This is a genomic window from Nocardiopsis synnemataformans (assembly GCF_965343085.1).
Taxonomy (GTDB): domain Bacteria; phylum Actinomycetota; class Actinomycetes; order Streptosporangiales; family Streptosporangiaceae; genus Nocardiopsis; species Nocardiopsis alborubida.
The window spans coordinates 1-16,347 of sequence record NZ_CBDRFA010000123.1 but is presented as its reverse complement, the minus strand read 5'-3'; the positions used below and the strand labels follow the sequence as shown (position 1 = coordinate 16,347).

At 67.5% G+C, this 16,347-nt stretch carries 13 protein-coding genes; 2 read left to right on the top strand and 11 right to left on the bottom strand.

The genetic code is table 11. From position 1 onward, the window contains the following. Positions 1-1,043 (top strand): L-arabinose isomerase family protein (locus tag ACSIH6_RS38015; RefSeq protein WP_435113491.1); only part of this gene is annotated, 1,043 nt, incomplete at its 5' end. Positions 1,044-1,154: 111 nt separating this feature from the next. Here ACSIH6_RS38015 and ACSIH6_RS38010 read toward each other — a convergent pair. From ACSIH6_RS38010 to ACSIH6_RS37970, 9 genes are all read right to left on the bottom strand, one after another. Beyond that, positions 1,155-1,448, bottom strand: coding sequence for a hypothetical protein (locus ACSIH6_RS38010; RefSeq protein WP_435113488.1), 294 nt, complete (start codon positions 1,446-1,448; stop codon positions 1,155-1,157). 284 nt (positions 1,449-1,732) lie between these two features. Then, the gene (locus tag ACSIH6_RS38005) at positions 1,733-2,086 is read right to left on the bottom strand and encodes an arginase family protein (RefSeq protein ID WP_435113486.1); all 354 of its coding nucleotides are present in this window, start codon (positions 2,084-2,086) and stop codon (positions 1,733-1,735) included. Positions 2,087-2,162: 76 nt separating this feature from the next. Continuing rightward, a complete protein-coding gene (locus ACSIH6_RS38000; RefSeq protein ID WP_435113483.1) occupies positions 2,163-3,137 on the bottom strand; it encodes an alpha/beta hydrolase in 975 nt (324 codons plus the stop codon). Between the two features lie 46 nt (positions 3,138-3,183). Next, the gene (locus tag ACSIH6_RS37995) at positions 3,184-3,951 is read right to left on the bottom strand and encodes an SDR family NAD(P)-dependent oxidoreductase (RefSeq protein ID WP_435113481.1); all 768 of its coding nucleotides are present in this window, start codon (positions 3,949-3,951) and stop codon (positions 3,184-3,186) included. A gap of 107 nt (positions 3,952-4,058) precedes the next feature. Then, positions 4,059-5,258, bottom strand: coding sequence for a glycoside hydrolase family 1 protein (locus ACSIH6_RS37990; RefSeq protein WP_435113479.1), 1,200 nt, complete (start codon positions 5,256-5,258; stop codon positions 4,059-4,061). A 31-nt stretch (positions 5,259-5,289) separates the two neighbouring features. Further along, positions 5,290-7,560, bottom strand: coding sequence for a glycoside hydrolase family 3 N-terminal domain-containing protein (locus ACSIH6_RS37985; RefSeq protein ID WP_435113477.1), 2,271 nt, complete (start codon positions 7,558-7,560; stop codon positions 5,290-5,292). Positions 7,561-7,604: 44 nt separating this feature from the next. Then, positions 7,605-9,086, bottom strand: a complete 1,482-nt coding sequence (locus ACSIH6_RS37980) for a glycoside hydrolase family 43 protein (protein WP_435113475.1) — start codon at positions 9,084-9,086, stop codon at positions 7,605-7,607. Continuing rightward, entirely contained in the window at positions 9,083-11,308 is a 2,226-nt protein-coding gene (locus ACSIH6_RS37975; protein ID WP_488186066.1) for a glycoside hydrolase family 2 TIM barrel-domain containing protein, read from the bottom strand. The genes ACSIH6_RS37980 and ACSIH6_RS37975 overlap by 4 nt, the downstream gene beginning before the upstream one ends. 273 nt (positions 11,309-11,581) lie before the next feature. Beyond that, complete coding sequence (locus tag ACSIH6_RS37970) at positions 11,582-12,934, bottom strand: MFS transporter (protein ID WP_435113473.1); 1,353 nt, start codon at positions 12,932-12,934, stop codon at positions 11,582-11,584. A gap of 174 nt (positions 12,935-13,108) precedes the next feature. Between ACSIH6_RS37970 and ACSIH6_RS37965 the strand changes: the two genes are divergently transcribed. Then, positions 13,109-14,068, top strand: a complete 960-nt coding sequence (locus ACSIH6_RS37965) for a LacI family DNA-binding transcriptional regulator (RefSeq protein ID WP_435113471.1) — start codon at positions 13,109-13,111, stop codon at positions 14,066-14,068. Positions 14,069-14,584: 516 nt separating this feature from the next. On the opposite strand, the gene ACSIH6_RS37960 is transcribed toward ACSIH6_RS37965, so the two are convergent. Together ACSIH6_RS37960 and ACSIH6_RS37955 are read right to left on the bottom strand one after the other, a co-directional pair. After that, on the bottom strand, positions 14,585-15,499 hold the full coding sequence (locus tag ACSIH6_RS37960; RefSeq protein WP_435113469.1) for an IS982 family transposase: 915 nt from the start codon (positions 15,497-15,499) through the stop codon (positions 14,585-14,587). A gap of 267 nt (positions 15,500-15,766) precedes the next feature. Continuing rightward, the coding region (locus ACSIH6_RS37955; RefSeq protein WP_435113467.1) for an IS3 family transposase at positions 15,767-16,347 on the bottom strand (581 nt) is incomplete at its 5' end.

The window sequence follows — 16,347 nt, the reverse complement described above, 5'->3', positions numbered from 1 at the left end:
CCGTCACCGCGGGCGTCGCCTCCTGGGTGCGTGCCGCCGCCGGGTGGGACGCCGCCCGCAACCTGAAACTCGCCCGCTTCGGTGACAACATGCGCTTCGTCGCCGTCACCGAGGGCGACAAGACCGAGGCCGAACTGCGCTTCGGCGTCCAGGTCAACACCTGGGGCGTCAACGAACTCGCCGAGGCCGTGCACGCGGTCCCCGCATCGCAGGTCGACGCCCTGGTCGAGGAGTACGAGCAGACCTACGACGTGGTCCCCGAGCTCAGGTCCGGTGGCGAGCGCCACGACTCCCTGCGCTACGGAGCCTCGATCGAACTGGGCCTGAGGGGCTTCCTGGAGGCCGGGGGGTTCGGCGCCTTCACCACGAACTTCGAAGACCTGGGTGCGCTGCGCCAGCTGCCGGGGCTCGCCGTCCAGCGCCTGATGGCCGACGGCTACGGGTTCGGGGCCGAGGGGGACTGGAAGACCGCCCTGCTGGTGCGTGTGGCCAACGTGATGGGCGCGGGTCTGCCCGGCGGCGCCAGCCTGATGGAGGACTACACCTACCACCTGGTTCCGGGCCAGGAGAAGATCCTGGGCGCCCACATGCTGGAGGTGAGCCCCTCCCTCACCTCCCGCAGGGCGTCGCTGGAGATCCACCCGCTGGGGATTGGCGGCCGGGAGGACCCGGTGCGCCTGGTCTTCACCGCCGACCCGGGGCCCGCGGTCGTGGTCGCCCTGAGCGACATGCGCGACCGCTTCCGCTTGGTCGCCAACGCGGTGACCAACGTGCCCTTGGACGAGCCCATGCCCCACCTGCCGGTCGGGCGGGCGCTCTGGGAACCCGCTCCCGACTTCGCCACCTCCGCCGCGGCCTGGCTGACGGCGGGAGCCGCGCACCACACGGTGATGGCCACCACCGTCGGCATCGAGGTGTTCCGCGACTTCGCGGAGATGGCGGGCGTGGAGTTCCTCGCCATCGACGAGGGCACGACGCTGGAGGAGTTCCAGCGCCATGTCCGCTGGAACGCCGCCTACCACCGGCTGGCCCAGGGGATCTGATCACGTGTGCCCCGCTCCGCGGGTCCCTGACGGGGTGGTAGACCCGTGAGCCCGCCACCCCGTCGGGTCACCGGGGTCGGCCTTGCCGCCGATGTCCTCAGCCGGGACGGGTCACCGGGCGGTCAGCATGACCGTCACCGGTTCGCAGTCCTCGCACCGGGCCGTGACCGTGATCGTTCCGGGGCCACTCGGCCGGACGACGGCCAGGGCGCGACCGCCGAACGTCAAGTGCTCGCCGTTGGTGAACCCCTCCTCGGTGACGGGATTGGCGCTGCCCAGGGCCTGGAGCACACCCGGGCCGTCCACGGTGACCGAGACCGTGCGTTCGAGGTCGGCGCGGATGACGCCGTCGGCGTCGGTGAGCTCCAAGTCGACGAAGGCCAGGTCCCTGGTGTCGGCGTCCACCCTGGTCCGCGGAACATGGGCGCGTAGACAGAAGTCCTCTCCGGCCGCGACTAGGCGGGAGCGTCCGGTCTCCCGGCCCTCGTGGTAGGAGACGGCGGTGAGCTCCCTTGGCTGGTAGGCCAGCTCGAAGTCGGCCCGGCGCCTTCGCGTCTCGCCGACCCGGGCGCGGCGGCCACGGTGCCGTCCAGCAGGATTTCGCCCTCATCGCCGACAGGCTCACGGTCCTCCGAGAGGACGTCCACCCCAACCCTGAGCCCAAAGCTATATGGCGGGAGCGGTGCCCCTCAGAACTGTGCACCCCTCCCCGTCGGCCAGGGGGTGTCGGCGGCTGCCATGAGTTGCAGGATGTCGCCGACGATCACGCCCCCGGCCATCGCGGTGATCTCGCTCGGGTCCAGGTACGGTGTGACCTTGGCCATGTCATCGCCAACGACGTTCAGGCCCCTCAAGTGGTGCAGCACCTCGCACATGTATCCGGTCGAGGGGCGCCCGGGCACCGGTGTGCCCGTGCCCGGCGTGTAGGCGGGGTCCAGGCAGTCGATGTCCAAGGTGATGTAGACGGGTGCGTCGCTGGCGTTGGTCTTGATCTGTTCGGCGACCTCGCGCGGGCCCCGGGGCGGTCTGCTGCACTGGGGCAACTTCCGGGCCCGTTTCTGGCATCCGACCTGGGACGGCGACTTCTGTAATCGGGGCCTCGGCCGATCGCCACGCGACTCACGTTGAGAGGAGTCTCGCGACCCAAGAGCTGCGGGCCTGCCGCGCCAGCTCGGCCAACGGCGAGTCGGGCATCAGCGCCTCCCAACCGTGAGTTCCCCCGGGCCAGATATGCAGCTCCGTGTCGATGCCGTCGCCCCATAGGGCGGACGCGTAAGCGACTGTCTCGTCACGGAACACCTCCGCGCTGCCGACATCAAGGTAGGTCGGTGGGAGTCCCGAAAGGTCGTCAGCCCGGGCTGGGGCGGCGTAGATGGAGACGTCGTCGGAGCCGCGGCGGTCGCCAAGCAGGGCATTCCATCCCACGGTGTTGCTACTGCGGTCCCAGAGCCCGATGCCGTCGTACTGGCGAGTCGAGACGGTGGCGTCGCGATCGTCGAGCATGGGACAGATCAGCATCTGGCCGAGCAGTGCCGGGCCGCCGCGGTCGCGCGCTATCAGTGCCACGCCGGCCGCGAGCCCACCGCCGGCGCTCGCTCCAGCAATCAGGAGGCGATCAGGGTCAATCCCGACCTCCTGGGCGTGCTCCGCCACCCAGACCAGTGCGGCGTAGCAGTCCTCGACAGGGGTCGGGTCAGGGTGCTCGGGTGCCAGGCGGTACTCGACGGTGGCGACCACGGCGTCGTGCTCCGCCACCCATGGGCTGACGAGAGAGATGCCGGTCATCCGGGTGCCCATCACCATTCCTCCGCCGTGCACGTGGAGGATGCCGGGCCCGGTGCCGGTGTGGTCGCGGCGTCGTAGCAGGGTGAGCGCCAACTCGGCTCCCTCGAAGCCCGGCATGGTGAACTCGAGTTGCTCAAGATCGAAGTGTGCGATGTCTTCGGGCACGGCGTACTGGCGCATGGTCGGGATCGCCTCAGCGGTCAGCGGTGCGAAGATGCCGCCTTCCGTCATCTCCTCCAGTGCGATGGCCACTCTTGGGTCGTAGGGCGGGCGCTTGTCAGCAGTACTCGCGGTCGTCGTCGAATCCACGGGTCTTTCCTTCATCGGTGTTGTTCGGATTTACGGCCGTGCGGTGTCAGGCGCGCATGGTGGTTCCGCCGTTGACGGAGAACACCTGGCCCGTGATCCAGGACGCGTTATCGGAGAGGAGGAAGGCGACGGTCGCGCCCAGGTCGCTCGGCCGCCCGTTTCGCGGAGCCGGTGTCGACGCGAGGATCATCTCCCGGAAGTCCTCGGGCAGATTTGCCTCGGTCTGCTCGGTCAGCACCATTCCTGGCGAGACAGTGTTGGCGCGGACGCTCTGCTTGCCGTACTTGCGAGCGATGTGGCGGGTGAGTGCAGTGACGCCGGCCTTCGTGGCGGAGTAGGCGACCTTGTCCTCCATGCCGGCGTAGACGGCCTCGGAGGAGGTGTTCACGATGGAGCCACCGCCGGCTTCGACGATGTGCGGAATGGCGTGGCGGGCGGTGAGGAGGTAGCCGGTGAGGTTCACGTCGATCGACCGTTGCCAGGCAGCGAGGTCGATGTCGACCACGTTCGTGTCGAGCTGCACCTGTGCCGGGTCGATGTTGGCCGCCACGTTGAAGAGTCCGTCGATGCGGCCGTAGCGGCTGATTGCTAGGTCGATCAGCGCCTTCACTTGCTGCTCGTCGGCGATGTCAAGCTCGATGGCGAGTCCGTCGCCCCCTGTTGTCGCTGCTGCCGTGACGGTGCGTTCGGCGGAGGCGAGGGAGATGTCTCCGACGACGACCCGTGCACCCCCGGCACCTAGATAGTCCGCGGTAGCGGTGGCGATGCCGCCAGCTCCGGCGAACACGATCACCTTGTCTTGTAGACCTTCCATCAGATCGTTCCTTTCATCCACGCTGCCTAAGCGGTTTCAGTTCTCTGGCCTCGGTGGCCGTTCCGAGCGGTTGCGCGGCATTTGGCGTGCCGTTGCGCTGTCTGACGTCAGGGGCGGCCCCGTCGGGCGACGTCTGCCAGCCAGGCGAGGCTGGGCTTAGGGGTGCGGGTGAAGGTGGTCCTGTCCACGGCGATGAGGCCGAAGGTCGGTTCCCAGTGGCCCCACTCGAAGTTGTCGAGTGCGGACCAGTGGAGATATCCGCGCACATCGACGCCGTCATCGGCAGCGGCGAACAGGTGGGTGAGCGCCTCCGAGGTGTAGGCGATGCGGCGGGTGTCGTCGTCGGTCGCGATGCCGTTCTCGGTGACGAGGATTGGCACACCCTGGGTGAGCTCCCAGGTGTGACGGGCGGCGATGCCGAGCGCGTCGGGACGGTAGGCGGTGCCGACGAGGGTGTTGTCTGGGTGCGGTGGGTGCGGCACCGGGCCGTTCTCGTCGACGGCCTGTGTGGTGTATGCCTGCACGCCGATGAAGTCGTCGCCGCGTGCGGCCTCGAGGAAGATGTCCTCGCGGGCGTGACGCTCCTCGAGTAGCGCGCTCTCATGAGTCGGATCGGTGGCGTACAGGGCGAGGTTGGCGACGGTCCAGCCGACGGCGGCACCTGTTCGCTCCCGAACGACCGCACGAGCGGTGTGGTGGGCCTCGATCAGCCGTGCGGTGGCCTCCGCGGTGGGGCGCGGCAGGACGAAACCGTCTTCACGCTGCACGGTGGGAGTGTCCATCTCGGGCACCGCATCGGCGTTGATCGCACCGGCCATGTAGATCATGAACGCGAACATGTTTGGCTCGTTGATAGTGCACACCCACTCGACCCCGTCGAGAATGTCGCAGACACGGGTGACGTAGGCGGTGAATCGCTCGATCGCGGTCTCGCCGAGCCACCCTCCTTCCTCGATGAACCAGCGAGGGCTGGAGAAGTGGTGCAGCGTCACCACGGGCGTGAGGCCGAGGCGCAGCGCGGTGTCGATCATGCGCCGGTAGTGCGCGAGCTCGGCGACCGAGAACACTCCGGGCAGCGGCTCGACGCGCGCCCACTCGATCCCGAAGCGGTACGCGTTCAGGCCTGCGTCCGCGAGGAGACGCATGTCCTCCTCGTAGCGGTGATAACTGTCGACTGCGTCGCCGCTTGTGGTGAAGTGCGGCATCCGCTGCTCATAGAGCCACCAGTCGCTGTTGACGTTGTTGCCTTCGATCTGGTGCGGGGCGGTCGAGGCTCCCCAGAGGAAGGTGGGCTGTGGTGCGGTCATCGATGCTCCTTCGGTGTCAGGTGTGCCGATCTCATGGGCGCACGCGCAGGGTGGTGGCGAGGGCGGCGGTGGAGTCTCCGCCGACCCAGATGTCGATCGTGGTCGCGTCCTGGACGTGACCACGGGTCGCAGAGCTCCAGTAGCGCAGCTGCTGCGGGCCGAGCGGGAACGTGAGCGTGCGCTGTTCCCCGGGGCCGAGGGCGACGCGCTGGAATCCCTTGAGCTCGCGCAGGGGACGCGATGACGTCCCGTACCGCTGGTGGATGTACAGCTGCACTACTTCGTCGGCGGGGCGCTTCGACGTGTTGCGGACCGTGACCTGGACCGACGCGGTGTCGCCGATGGCGATCTCGTCCTGGTCGAGGTGCAGGTCGGTGTACTCGAAGCTCGCGTAGGACAGTCCGTACCCGAACGGGTAGAGGGGTGTGCTCTCCTCCTCGAAGTACCGGGACCCGGCGTTCTCCGGCTCGAAGGTGCGGTAGTGCGCGTAGATCATCGGCACCTGGCCCACGTGACGGGGCCAGGTGAACGGCAGCCGACCCGCGGGCGACGTGTCGCCGATCAGGACGGCCGCCACGGCGTCGCCGCCGCGTGTTCCCGGGTGCCAGGCCTGCACGATGGCGCCGACATGCTCGTCCGCCCATCGCAGGTCGAGGGGTCGCCCGGACACGACGACGACCACGACGGGGGTGCCCGTGGCGGTGATGCGCTGCAGCTGTTCGAGCTGACGTCCGGGAAGGTCGAGTGTCCCGGTGGACGCCTTCTCCCCTGACTGGTTCTGTCGCTGCCCCACGACCACAACGGCCACGTCCGCCGATGCCGCGATCTCGACTGCCCTGGCGATCTCGGTGTCGTCGTCCCAGTCGGCGGGCGTGGCGGTGATGGTCGGGTCCGCCCGGTCGAACTGCGAGGGGAAGTGCCGCTCGGTGATGCCGGCGCCCGGCGTGTACGAGATCTCCGCGTTCCTCAACCGGGAGCGCAGCCCTTCGAGGATGGTGACCGTCTCCGACGTGTCGTGGTCGAACACCCACGAACCGAGCAGGTCCCGCTTGCTGTCCGCGAGCTGCCCGATGACGGCGATGGAAGCATGCGTGTCGGAGTTCAGCGGCAGGGTGCCGTCTGAGTTCTTCAGCAGGACGATCGAGCGTTCTGCGGCCGTGCGGGCGAGGTCGCGGTGAGACGTGCTGCCTAGCACGGCGGCGACAGCGTTTTCGTTGGTGTAGGGGTTCTCGAACAGGCCGAGCCGGAACTTGGCCTTCAGAACCCGGCGCACCGCCGTGTCGATCGAGCTGAGGCTGATCTGGCCGTCGGCGACGGCCTGAGGTAGGCGGGAGAAGGCGGCGTCGGACATGGCCATCTCCATGTCGAGCCCGGCGGTGAGCGCGCGGACGGCGGCGTCCGACTGGTCCTTCGCGAGGTGCTGGGTCTCCAGGGAGCGAACGGCGTTCGCGTCCGAGACGACGAACCCGTCAAAGCCCAGCTCGTTGCGAAGGATGTCGGTGAGCAGCCAGCGGTTGGCGGCCGCGGGGATGCCGTTGAGGTCCATGTAGGCGCTCATTACGTTCCCGGCGCCGGCTTCGATGGCTGCCCGGAACGGTGGGATGTACACGTTCCAGAGTTCGGAGTCGGATAGCTCGGCGTCCTCGTAGTCCCGACCGCCCCGCGCGGCACCGTACCCCACGAAGTGCTTGGGACCGGCGAGGATCCGGTCGGCACCGAGATCGCCCTGGAAGCCTCGCACCTGGGCCGCGGCTACCGCGGCGCCGAGCACGGGGTCCTCACCGACGCTCTCGAAGATCCGCCCCCAGCGCGGGTCTCTCGCGACGTCGATCATGGGCGCGAACGTCCAGTGGATGCCGACCGCGCGTGCCTCGCGGGCGGCAACCGCTTGGGCGTCCTCGATGAGGGTCGGATCCCAGCTGGCGGTGAGCCCGATCGGCGCGGGCAGGACCGTCCGAAGACCGTGGACGACGTCGAAGCCGAACAGCAGGGGGATCCCCAGGCGGGTCTGCTCGACCGCGATCCGCTGCAGCCGGTTGATGGTCGCCGTGTCGTGCACGAACAGGGTCGAGCCGACATGGCCCTTGGCCATCTCGGCCTCGATGAGCTTCGGCAGCTCGACGAACGCCCGGTGTTCGGGCGGGAGCGCCTCGATGTCGAAGTCGTCGGGCAGGTCGGGCACGCCGAGGTAGAAGTACTGGGTGAGCTGCCCGATCTTCTCCTCGATGTTCATGCGTGACAGCAGGTCGTGGACCCGGGCCTCGATGGGCAGTGTGGGGTCGAGGTAGGGCGAGGTGGTCATCGCTTCCTTAGGTTCCGAAGAGGGTGAGTCGGTGGGTGTGTCGATCAGACGGCCGCCGCCGTGGGCGCATATGTGAACTCGCGCAGGTGGATCGGGCCGGCGAGCGCCTCGACGCCGAGCACACGGCCGGTGAAGCCTCCGGCGACCTCGGTAGAGAGGTAGCGGCCGTCGAAGTCGCCGATGGGGTGTTCCTCGCCGTCGACCTCCACCGCGAGTTCGATGACGTCCGGTTCGAGCGAGACGCCGTGCGGCAGCAGGGGCGCCGCCTTCGCGCGGATCCTCAAGGTAGGGACGACACCGGCGGGGATCTCGATTCGGCCGACGGTGTGCTGGACGGGGCCGATCGACAGCGTGGCTTCGACGGAGGCGCCGTCGTAGGTCAGGCCGTACCAGTGCTGGTCGTCGATCCGCAGCAGGAATCGCCCGATCCCCTGGCCGTCGAACCGCGCGGAGGCGTTCCAGAGGAGGTCGGTGGCACGGGTGGCGAGGAGAGCCGAACCTTCACCGGCGTCGGCGTCGATGATGAGCCCGCCATCTGCTGCTGGTCGGGTGAACGACGAGGGGAACCGTCCGACGCCGAGCCAACGCGGGTCCAGGTCGACCTTGTCGAAGTGTTCACAGAAAGCGCGGTCGTGGGCTGGGACGTTGAAGCGGTGTTCGTCGATGACGGGCCAGCCGTCGACCCAGTCGATGCCGACGAGGAACGTCTCGCGCCCGTTGACATGAAAGCTTGGCGACTGCCCTCGGGGGCGTACCCCCAGATGGACGGCCGCCCAGGTGCCGTCGGCGAGCTCAATCAGGTCCGCGTGACCGGTGTTCTGGATCGGGTGCGCGAGGCTGCGGTGGCTCAGGATCGGGTTGTGCGGAGCTGGCTCGAACGGCCCGCCCAGGCTGCGGGCCCGCGCGATCGTCGCCGTGTGGCCGCGTTCGGTCCCTCCTTCGGCGAGCAGCAGGTACCACCAACCACCAATGCGGTACAGGTGCGGTCCTTCCGGGACGGCCAGTCCCGTGCCCTCCCAGAGTTGCCGAGACGACGCCAGGAGGTTGCCGGTCTCCATGTCGACAGGCGCGGACCGGATGCCTGGCTGAGAGGGGTCGAGCGAGCACCACGTCACGTGGGCGGTGCCGTCGTCGTCCCAGGCGATGTCGGGGTCGATCCCGATGGCCCCGGCGATGTGCACGGGCTCCGACCACGGGCCCGCCGGGTCTGCGGCGTGGATGAGGAAGTGACCGCGGCCGTGCGGGATGTCGTTGACATTGGTGCCGATGATCCAGAATCGGCCGTCGTGGTGACGGATGGTGGGCGCGAAGATCCCGCTGCTGCCGTACCCGCTGTTCTCGGCGATCTGCGTGGGCCGAGTGAGCGCGTTGCCGACGGGAGTCCAGGTCACCAGGTCGGTGCTGGCATGGATCGGGATGCCGGGCAGGTACTCGAAGCTCGACGCGATGAGGTAGTAGACGTCGCCGGCCCGGCAGATGGAGGGGTCCGGGTAGAACCCGGCGAGGATCGGTTCGTTGGAGGTCACTGTGCGTCCCTTCCGATATGCGCGGCGACCCGAGTCGCATGGATCTGGATGCCACCCGTCGAGGGCAGGGTCAGCGACGTCTCGCCGTGCCGCCTCGAGCTGGCGTGGACGGTGACGTCACCGTGGTGCTTCCCGCCCCGGACGATGGCGATCGCGCGGCCGCGATAGGTGCGGTGGACGTCGTCGGTGTAGCTCTCGGTCGTGGCCGGGGCTGCGCTGCCGAGCGCCGCGAGCGAGCCGGGACCGGACACGCGCACGGCGACCTCGTCGTCGGTGCACACGTCGACGATGCCGTCCTCGTCTGCCAGCTCGGCCCAGACGTACGCGAGGTCGTCGGGGCCGTGCAGCTGCTGCGTCTCCGCACGCAGCCGCAGGCGCGGGATCCCGGCGGAGCGGAGGGTCGTACGGCCGGCTTCCATGCCTCCTCGGTACGAGACCGCGACCAGCTCGCCGGGCTCGTACGGCACACGGAACCGCGCGACGTAGCCCTTGCGCGCTCCGGCGGCTCGGCGCCCGACGGAGCGCCCGTTCAGGATCAGCTCCACCTGGTCGTGGGCGGAGTACACCTCGACGTCGGCGGTGTCGGTGTGGCCTCGCCAGGACCAGCTGGGCAGCGCGTCCGAGGCCAACCAGGGTGTCTTGTTCGGCCGTTGACCTGCGCGGTCCAGCGGCCGGACGGCGATGCCCGGGTTCTCGGTGATTCCCCAGACCGCCTGAGCGAGGAGGAGAGCAGCTCCAGGTACGCCGGTGATGTCGAAGACGCCGCATCCGGCGAGGATCCCCGGATAGGGCTTGGCGATGCCGCCGACCTCGGCACCGTAGCTCCAGTAGCCCAGGCCGACTTCTCCGAGGTAGTCCCAACCGGTCCAGCCGAAGTCGCCGACGACTCCTGGCACCGAGGTCACACGTTTCCAGATCGCGGGGAGGTCGCCGGGCATCGACTCGGTTCCGACGATGACCCGGTCGGGATATCGCCGCCGGGCCCTGGCGTAGCTGGCGTAGCCGTAGTTGTAGCCGGCGATGTCGACGGCGGAGAAGACGTCGCGGGTCGCCCGGTCCGCGGCGGGCAGCCGCGAGGCCAAGACCATGAGGCGGCCCATCTTCGCGGCCATCTGATTCGCCGCCGTGCTGGTGGCGGGCTTGCGCTCCGATGGCCCGTCCCAGTCTCGGTCCTGTGCCTTCGCGGCCATCATCGCCAGCAGTGGGTTGACGGCGATCGTCGTGGGTCTGGTCGCATCGACCTCGGCGAAGAAGGATCGGATCTCCCGCGCGAGGTCGACACCGGATTCCGTCGCCGCTTCCGCGATCTCGTTACCGATCGAGTACATGATCACGGAGGGCCGGTTGCGGTCCTTGGCGATCATCGCGGCGACGTCCTCACGCCATTCCTCCCGAAAGCGCGTGGACTCGTCGTGTGGCGTCTTCGGGCGGAACCAGACGTCGGTCAGCTCGTCCATGACGTAGAGCCCGAGTTCGTCGCACGCGTCCAGGAACGCGCGCGAGAGCGGGTTGTGGGCGCTGCGGATCGCGTTGTATCCGCCCTCCTTGAGCAGTCGCGCCCGGCGGCGCTCCGCCGCGGCGAACGTGGCCGCGCCGAGCGGCCCGTTGTCGTGGTGCACGGCAGTGCCGCGCAGCAGGACTGGGTGGCCGTTGACCCGCAGACCGTGTTGCGCGTCGACCTCGATCGTGCGCAGCCCGATCCGGTCACGATGTTCGTCGATGGCCTCGCCGTTTACGGTGAGGCGCACGCTCACGTCGTACAGATGCGGATACTCGGCGGACCACAGTTGCGCCGCGTCGACCGGGATCTCGAGGTTCACGACCGCGTCTCTCACGGCGGACGCTCGGCGCGCCACGGTTTGCCCGCCGTACTCGAACACCACCACCGCGATCGCGTCGGCTGGCACCGGTCCGTCGATGTGCACCGCCACATCGACGATCGCGTCCGTCCCTGAGGGGCCCGCGCCGATCGTTCGGGTCACGATGCGGACCCCGTCGTGCGCGATCCGGACACGGCCGACCGACTCGAACCAGACCGGGCGATAGATGCCCGATCCCGTGTACCAGCGGCTGTTCGGCACGGCGAGGTTGTCGACTTCCACCTCGATCAGTGCGGTGTCGCCCGGCGAGACACCGGTCAGAGGAATGGTGAACTCGCGGTACGGGCTGCTGTTTCGACCGACCACTTTCCCGTCGAGCGTGACGCGGGTAGTGCCGTACACGCCCTCGAAGCGCAGCCGGTAGGTGCGTTCGTCGGTGTCGACGGGAGCGGTCCACTGCTTCCGGTACACATAGCTGCCACCTGGGAAGTAGCCACCGTGGTTGCCGGTTCCGCGGTCCTGCGACCGTGGCTCGCCGAGCATCGCGTCGTGGGGCAGGCGTACGGGAGTTTCGGCTGTTTCGTCTGCACGGTGGAAGGTCCAGCCGTCTGTGAAGAGGGTTGACAGCACAGGTTCTCTCCAAGAGGTGCGTGAGCGGTTGGCGGGGCTCGGGGTCTAGCGCACGCTTCGAACACCCCACTGGACCATGGCACCGGCGATGAGCGTGAGTACGGCGGCGACGAGAAACAGCAGGCCGTAGTTCTTCTCGTCCCCGCTCACACCGATCAGGATCAGCGGCGCGGCCAGCAGCGGGGCGACTGCCTGCGCGATCGATGTGGAGTACCCGTTGATACCCAGGAATCGGCCCGCGTCCGTGTCCTTCTCGGGAAGCACGCCGAGGACGATTGCCTGGTCGACGGACGAGAAGACGCCGAGGGCCAGGCCGGTGAGGCCCGAGCCGGCGACAAGGACGCCGAAGTCGCTGCCGCCGAACGCGAGGGTCACCGCGCCGGCGGTGTAGACGAGGCCCGCACCGAGAACAAAGGTCCTGCGTCGCTTGAGCTTGTCGGACAGGAACCCGCCGAGAAGCGCGCCGACGCCGGTGACGACGACGCTGACCAAAGAGAGCATGGCGATGATCCCGCCGATGTCGGCGACCTGCCCACTGGCTGTGAGCCGCGAGGCGAAGAACAGTGAGGTGTACGTGGAGGAGAACGTCACCCCCGTCATGAAGAGCAGGCGAGCGAGCCAGTTCCACGCGAAGTCGGGGTAGCGGCGCGGGTTGAAGACCAGGCTGCCAAGGGTCTTGCCAAGGCTCAGCCGGTCCGCCAACTCCATGTCTCGGGTGTCATGTTCACGGACGAACAGCACCCAACACAGCACCGCGATGAGACCCACGGCGCCAGGCACGAGGAAGACCAGGAAGTTGTTGCCGATGAAAGCGCTGGCAAGCCCGACGCCCGCGACCGGTGCGACCATCTGGACGAACCCTGTCATGCCTGCCACACGTCCGTACTGCGACTCGGGCAACCGGTCGGCCTGCGACTGGATGAGCGAGTTCATCGTGACGCTCCACCCGGAGGAGGTGATGATCCACCCGAGCAGCACCACCGGCACCGAGCCGGCGGTCGCGACGACGACGAGCCCGATGATGCCAGCGACGGCGCCGCCGAACGCGAACGGTCGGCGCCGCCCGAACCGCGACCTTGTACGGTCGCTCCAGATACCCATCAGCGGCCCGGTGACCGTGGTCACGACCGCTGCTATGCCGATGACGTACCCGAGCACCTCGACGTTCGCCGGTGCCAGCTCCTGGATCCTCAGAGACAGGGACAAACCGATCGGCGCGACGAGCGCGATGTACGCGCCGAACATCGCCCACAACAGGAACACGATGTACTTCGCCTTCACCGGCGTACGCACCGGACCGGTGGCCGGTGTCCCCTCCGGAATCTCGGCGACAGGTGCCTGCTGCGCAGGCGCGGTGGGAGATCCGGGGGCCGAGAACTCGATCGGATTGTCCGACATGAGGACTCCTTGTCATCAAGACCGGACTGCCCGGTCGGTGCGTCGCTGCCATCACGCGGCAACAGTCCATTAACACGTGATAACGGAGTAGAGCACCGCCAGGTATCACGTGTCAATCCCTAGTGTCACGAGATAATCGGTAAGGTGATCATCACGTGTCGATGAGAAGGAGCCATGGGAGCAACCAGCGCAGATGTGGCGCGACACGCGGGCTTGTCGCGAGCCACCGTCAGTCAGGTCCTCAACGGGCACACCCACCGGTTCACCGCCGAGACCGTGCAACGCGTCCTGGCAGCCGCGCAGAAGCTCGGCTACGAGCCCTCAGTCGCAGGACGCATGCTGCGCAAGGGGTTGAGCGACTTCGTCATCGCGCTGGTACCGAACACGACGTTCGGCGGCAACCTGCAGGACATCTTCGACACCGTCACCGATCTGCTCGCACAGCACGGCCTGACACTTGTCCTACGGCTGTCGACGCAGTCCGCGTCGTCCCTGGACCGAATCGTCGCCGGCATGCAACCCCGCGCCGTGCTGTCTCTGCAGCCATTCAGCGAGGCGGAGCGACAAGTGCTCTCCGAGCGCGGCATCCCCGGCTTCGACACATCGACGGGCGAAGGCTTCGAGGGATGGAACCTCAATCACGAGATCGGGCGCATCCAGACGGAACATCTCGTGGCGCGAGGATATCAACGCATCGCTTTCGCCCATCTCCGCGATCGTCGGGAAGATCCCTACAGCGCGGACCGAGAAGCCGCGATCAGGACGGTATGCCAGAGCGCGAGCCTGCCGGCACCCACGACCATCGGTCTCGGAATCAATCTGGATGACGCCGCAGCCGCACTCGATTCACTCGAACCGGGGTTCGGCGTCGCGTGCTACAACGACGACATCGCCATCACCCTGCTCACTGCGGCCGGTGTCCGAGGATGGCGGGTCCCCACCGACATCGGTCTCATCGGCATGGATCACACGCCGCTCTCGCAGGTGACCAATCCACGGCTCACGACGGTGGGCTATAACCTGCAGGCGGTTGCTCAGATGACGGTAGCTACGGCGCTGGGACTCCTGGGGGAGCAGGACGCCGTGGCCGCCCCGGACATCAACCTGCGCGTGATACCCGGCGACTCCGCATGACGAGAGCCGCTGGTGGACTCTACCCGACCAGCATCGATGTCGCCGTTGACGCGGATACTCGGTTAGGGTTGCCCATCCGCCGGTCATTGTGCGTGGGGTTAGCGTGACGCCGTGCTGCCGTACGGCTGGGGAAGTCGCTTCCGAGCGGACCCTGTACCGGCTGGTGGGTGGCGAACCCACCGTCGAGGGGATGCTCGACGTTCTTGATCAGGAACTGGCATGTACCGGGTCTTATGGAGCTGTGTGGCATGTACCGGCTTCGGTGGATCCGGTACATGCCACACTGGTGTGTCCTGCGCGACCTCCGCGTTCGGCCGGCCCTCCGCATACGCCAGCACGATCCTCGACCGCAGCACCAGCGCCTGGGACGCCGTCTGCTTGCGCAACCAGCCCCGCAGCACCCTGCGTTCGTGATCGGACAGTTCCAGCAACAACGGCTTCGGACCCGGCATCATCCCACCCTGCAACCGCCCATGAACTCTCGACTTAGGACACTAGATGAGTAATTCCAAGGGGTCAGTGGTCATAAGCCGTCAACGACCGTAGGACCGGCTGGCCGGTGCGGTCGTTGTGCCAGATCGCGACGGTCAGCGCCAGCACGCGCTGGAGGACCCGCGCGATCACTCCGTCCGGGGTGCGCCCACCATGGCGTTCCAGGTCCAACTGCCCCTTGAAGGTCTGGTTGATGGACTCGATGACCTGGCGCACCGGCCGCAACAGCTCTGCCCCGGCCCGTGGGGGCTCACCCTTGCGGGCCGGACGCAACAGCCGCAGACCCGCCCCGGCCAGGGCGCGTTCGAAGTCGCGCCCGTAGTAGTTCTTGTCCGCGGCCAGCATCTGCCCAGGGCGTTGGGCGACCAGGTCGGGATCCATCTCGAAGATCTCCAGCAACGTGGTGCGCTCATCGGCTTTGGCCCCGGTCAACGCGTAGGCGATGGGCAGGCCGCTCAGCGTGCACACCAGATGCAGGCGCAGCCCCCAAAAGTAGCGCGAGTGGGAGGCGCAGTACCCGTATTGGGCCCATCCGGCCAGGTCGGAGCGTTTGACGGTCTCGCGGGAGCGGGCGCACTCGATGGGGGTGGAGTCGACCACCCACACGTCGTCGGTCCAGGCGGTGGTGTCGGTGGCCAGGTGGCGGATGAGGGCTCGGATGAGTCCGGTGGCCTTGCGCAGGCGTTTGTTGTAGCCGCTTTGTTGGGGCAGGTAGGGGAACTGCTCGGACAGGTGGGTGCGGGCGTAACGCAGCCACCGGGCCTCGCTGGTGTGGCCGAGCATGGCCTGCATCAGGGCCAGGGTGACCAGGTCGGCGTCGGACAGGCGGGGTCGGATACCGATCTGGGGTCGCCAGGGGGCCAGGTCCGGGCGTTCTTTGAGGAAGGCGTTGGTGTGGGCGTACAGTGCTGAGGCGAGGGAGTTCAGGTTGTGCGTCACAACACCACCATGGGCTCCCTCGCCTTGTGCTCAGGCCAAGCACCCCTTGGAATTACTCATCTAGGTAGAGAATCACTTCAGACAGTTAATACCTTCAGGTGTGCTGTGCCCTCCTCTGCCACCCTCAGCAGCTCGGTAATTACTGCATCAGGTAGTTCCAGCTCCGCAGCGACCTGCGCCGATGAGTATCCGCCCAGGTCGGAGGGTTCCGTTGAGGGATCTTCGTGAGGGGCCATCAAAATTCCGGACAGCTTCTCTTGTGAACTGTCAGGCGGCGAGACGATAGCTCAGATGCTCGTCCTCAACCTCTTGGGGAGTCCTGTACCCGAGTGCCGAATGAAGCCTCCGCCGATTATAGAACCCTTCGATGTACTTGACAACCTGACGCCTGGCTTTAGCCCGGTCCGTGAACTCGAAGCGGTTCAGCCACTCGTTCTTCAGCGCACCGAAGAAGGATTCGGCCATAGCGTTGTCCCAGCACACACCGGTCCGGCCGACCGACTGGCGCATCCCCATGCCAGAGAGTTTGTCAGCGAATCGCATCGACGTGTAGTTCGAGCCACGATCGGAGTGAAAAACAGCTCCCTCGTGGATGTCGATATTGGATGCGGCCATATCGATAGCGGCCTCCAGAAGCGGTGTCTTGTAGTGATCGGCCATCGACCACCCGACGACCTTCTTGGTGCAGCAGCCGATCACGGTCGCTAGGTAGAGAAAACCCTCCCACGTTGGGATATAGGTGACGTCTCCCACGAGCTTGCGCCCCGGCTCTGCGGCGGTGAAGTCCCGCCCCACCAGGTCGGGGATGCGGTGGTGAGGATCGGCCTTGGTGGTCGCCGGCCTCCAGG

Bases quoted from the DNA above. Each gene is read 5' to 3' on its own strand.
- ACSIH6_RS37995 (WP_435113481.1), bottom strand. From the start codon at position 3,951: ATGGAAGGTCTACAAGACAAGGTGATCGTGTTCGCCGGAGCTGGCGGC.
- ACSIH6_RS37990 (WP_435113479.1), bottom strand. From the start codon at position 5,258: ATGACCGCACCACAGCCCACCTTCCTCTGGGGAGCCTCGACCGCCCCG.
- ACSIH6_RS37985 (WP_435113477.1), bottom strand. From the start codon at position 7,560: ATGACCACCTCGCCCTACCTCGACCCCACACTGCCCATCGAGGCCCGG.
- ACSIH6_RS37970 (WP_435113473.1), bottom strand. From the start codon at position 12,934: ATGTCGGACAATCCGATCGAGTTCTCGGCCCCCGGATCTCCCACCGCG.
- ACSIH6_RS37965 (WP_435113471.1), top strand. From the start codon at position 13,109: ATGGGAGCAACCAGCGCAGATGTGGCGCGACACGCGGGCTTGTCGCGA.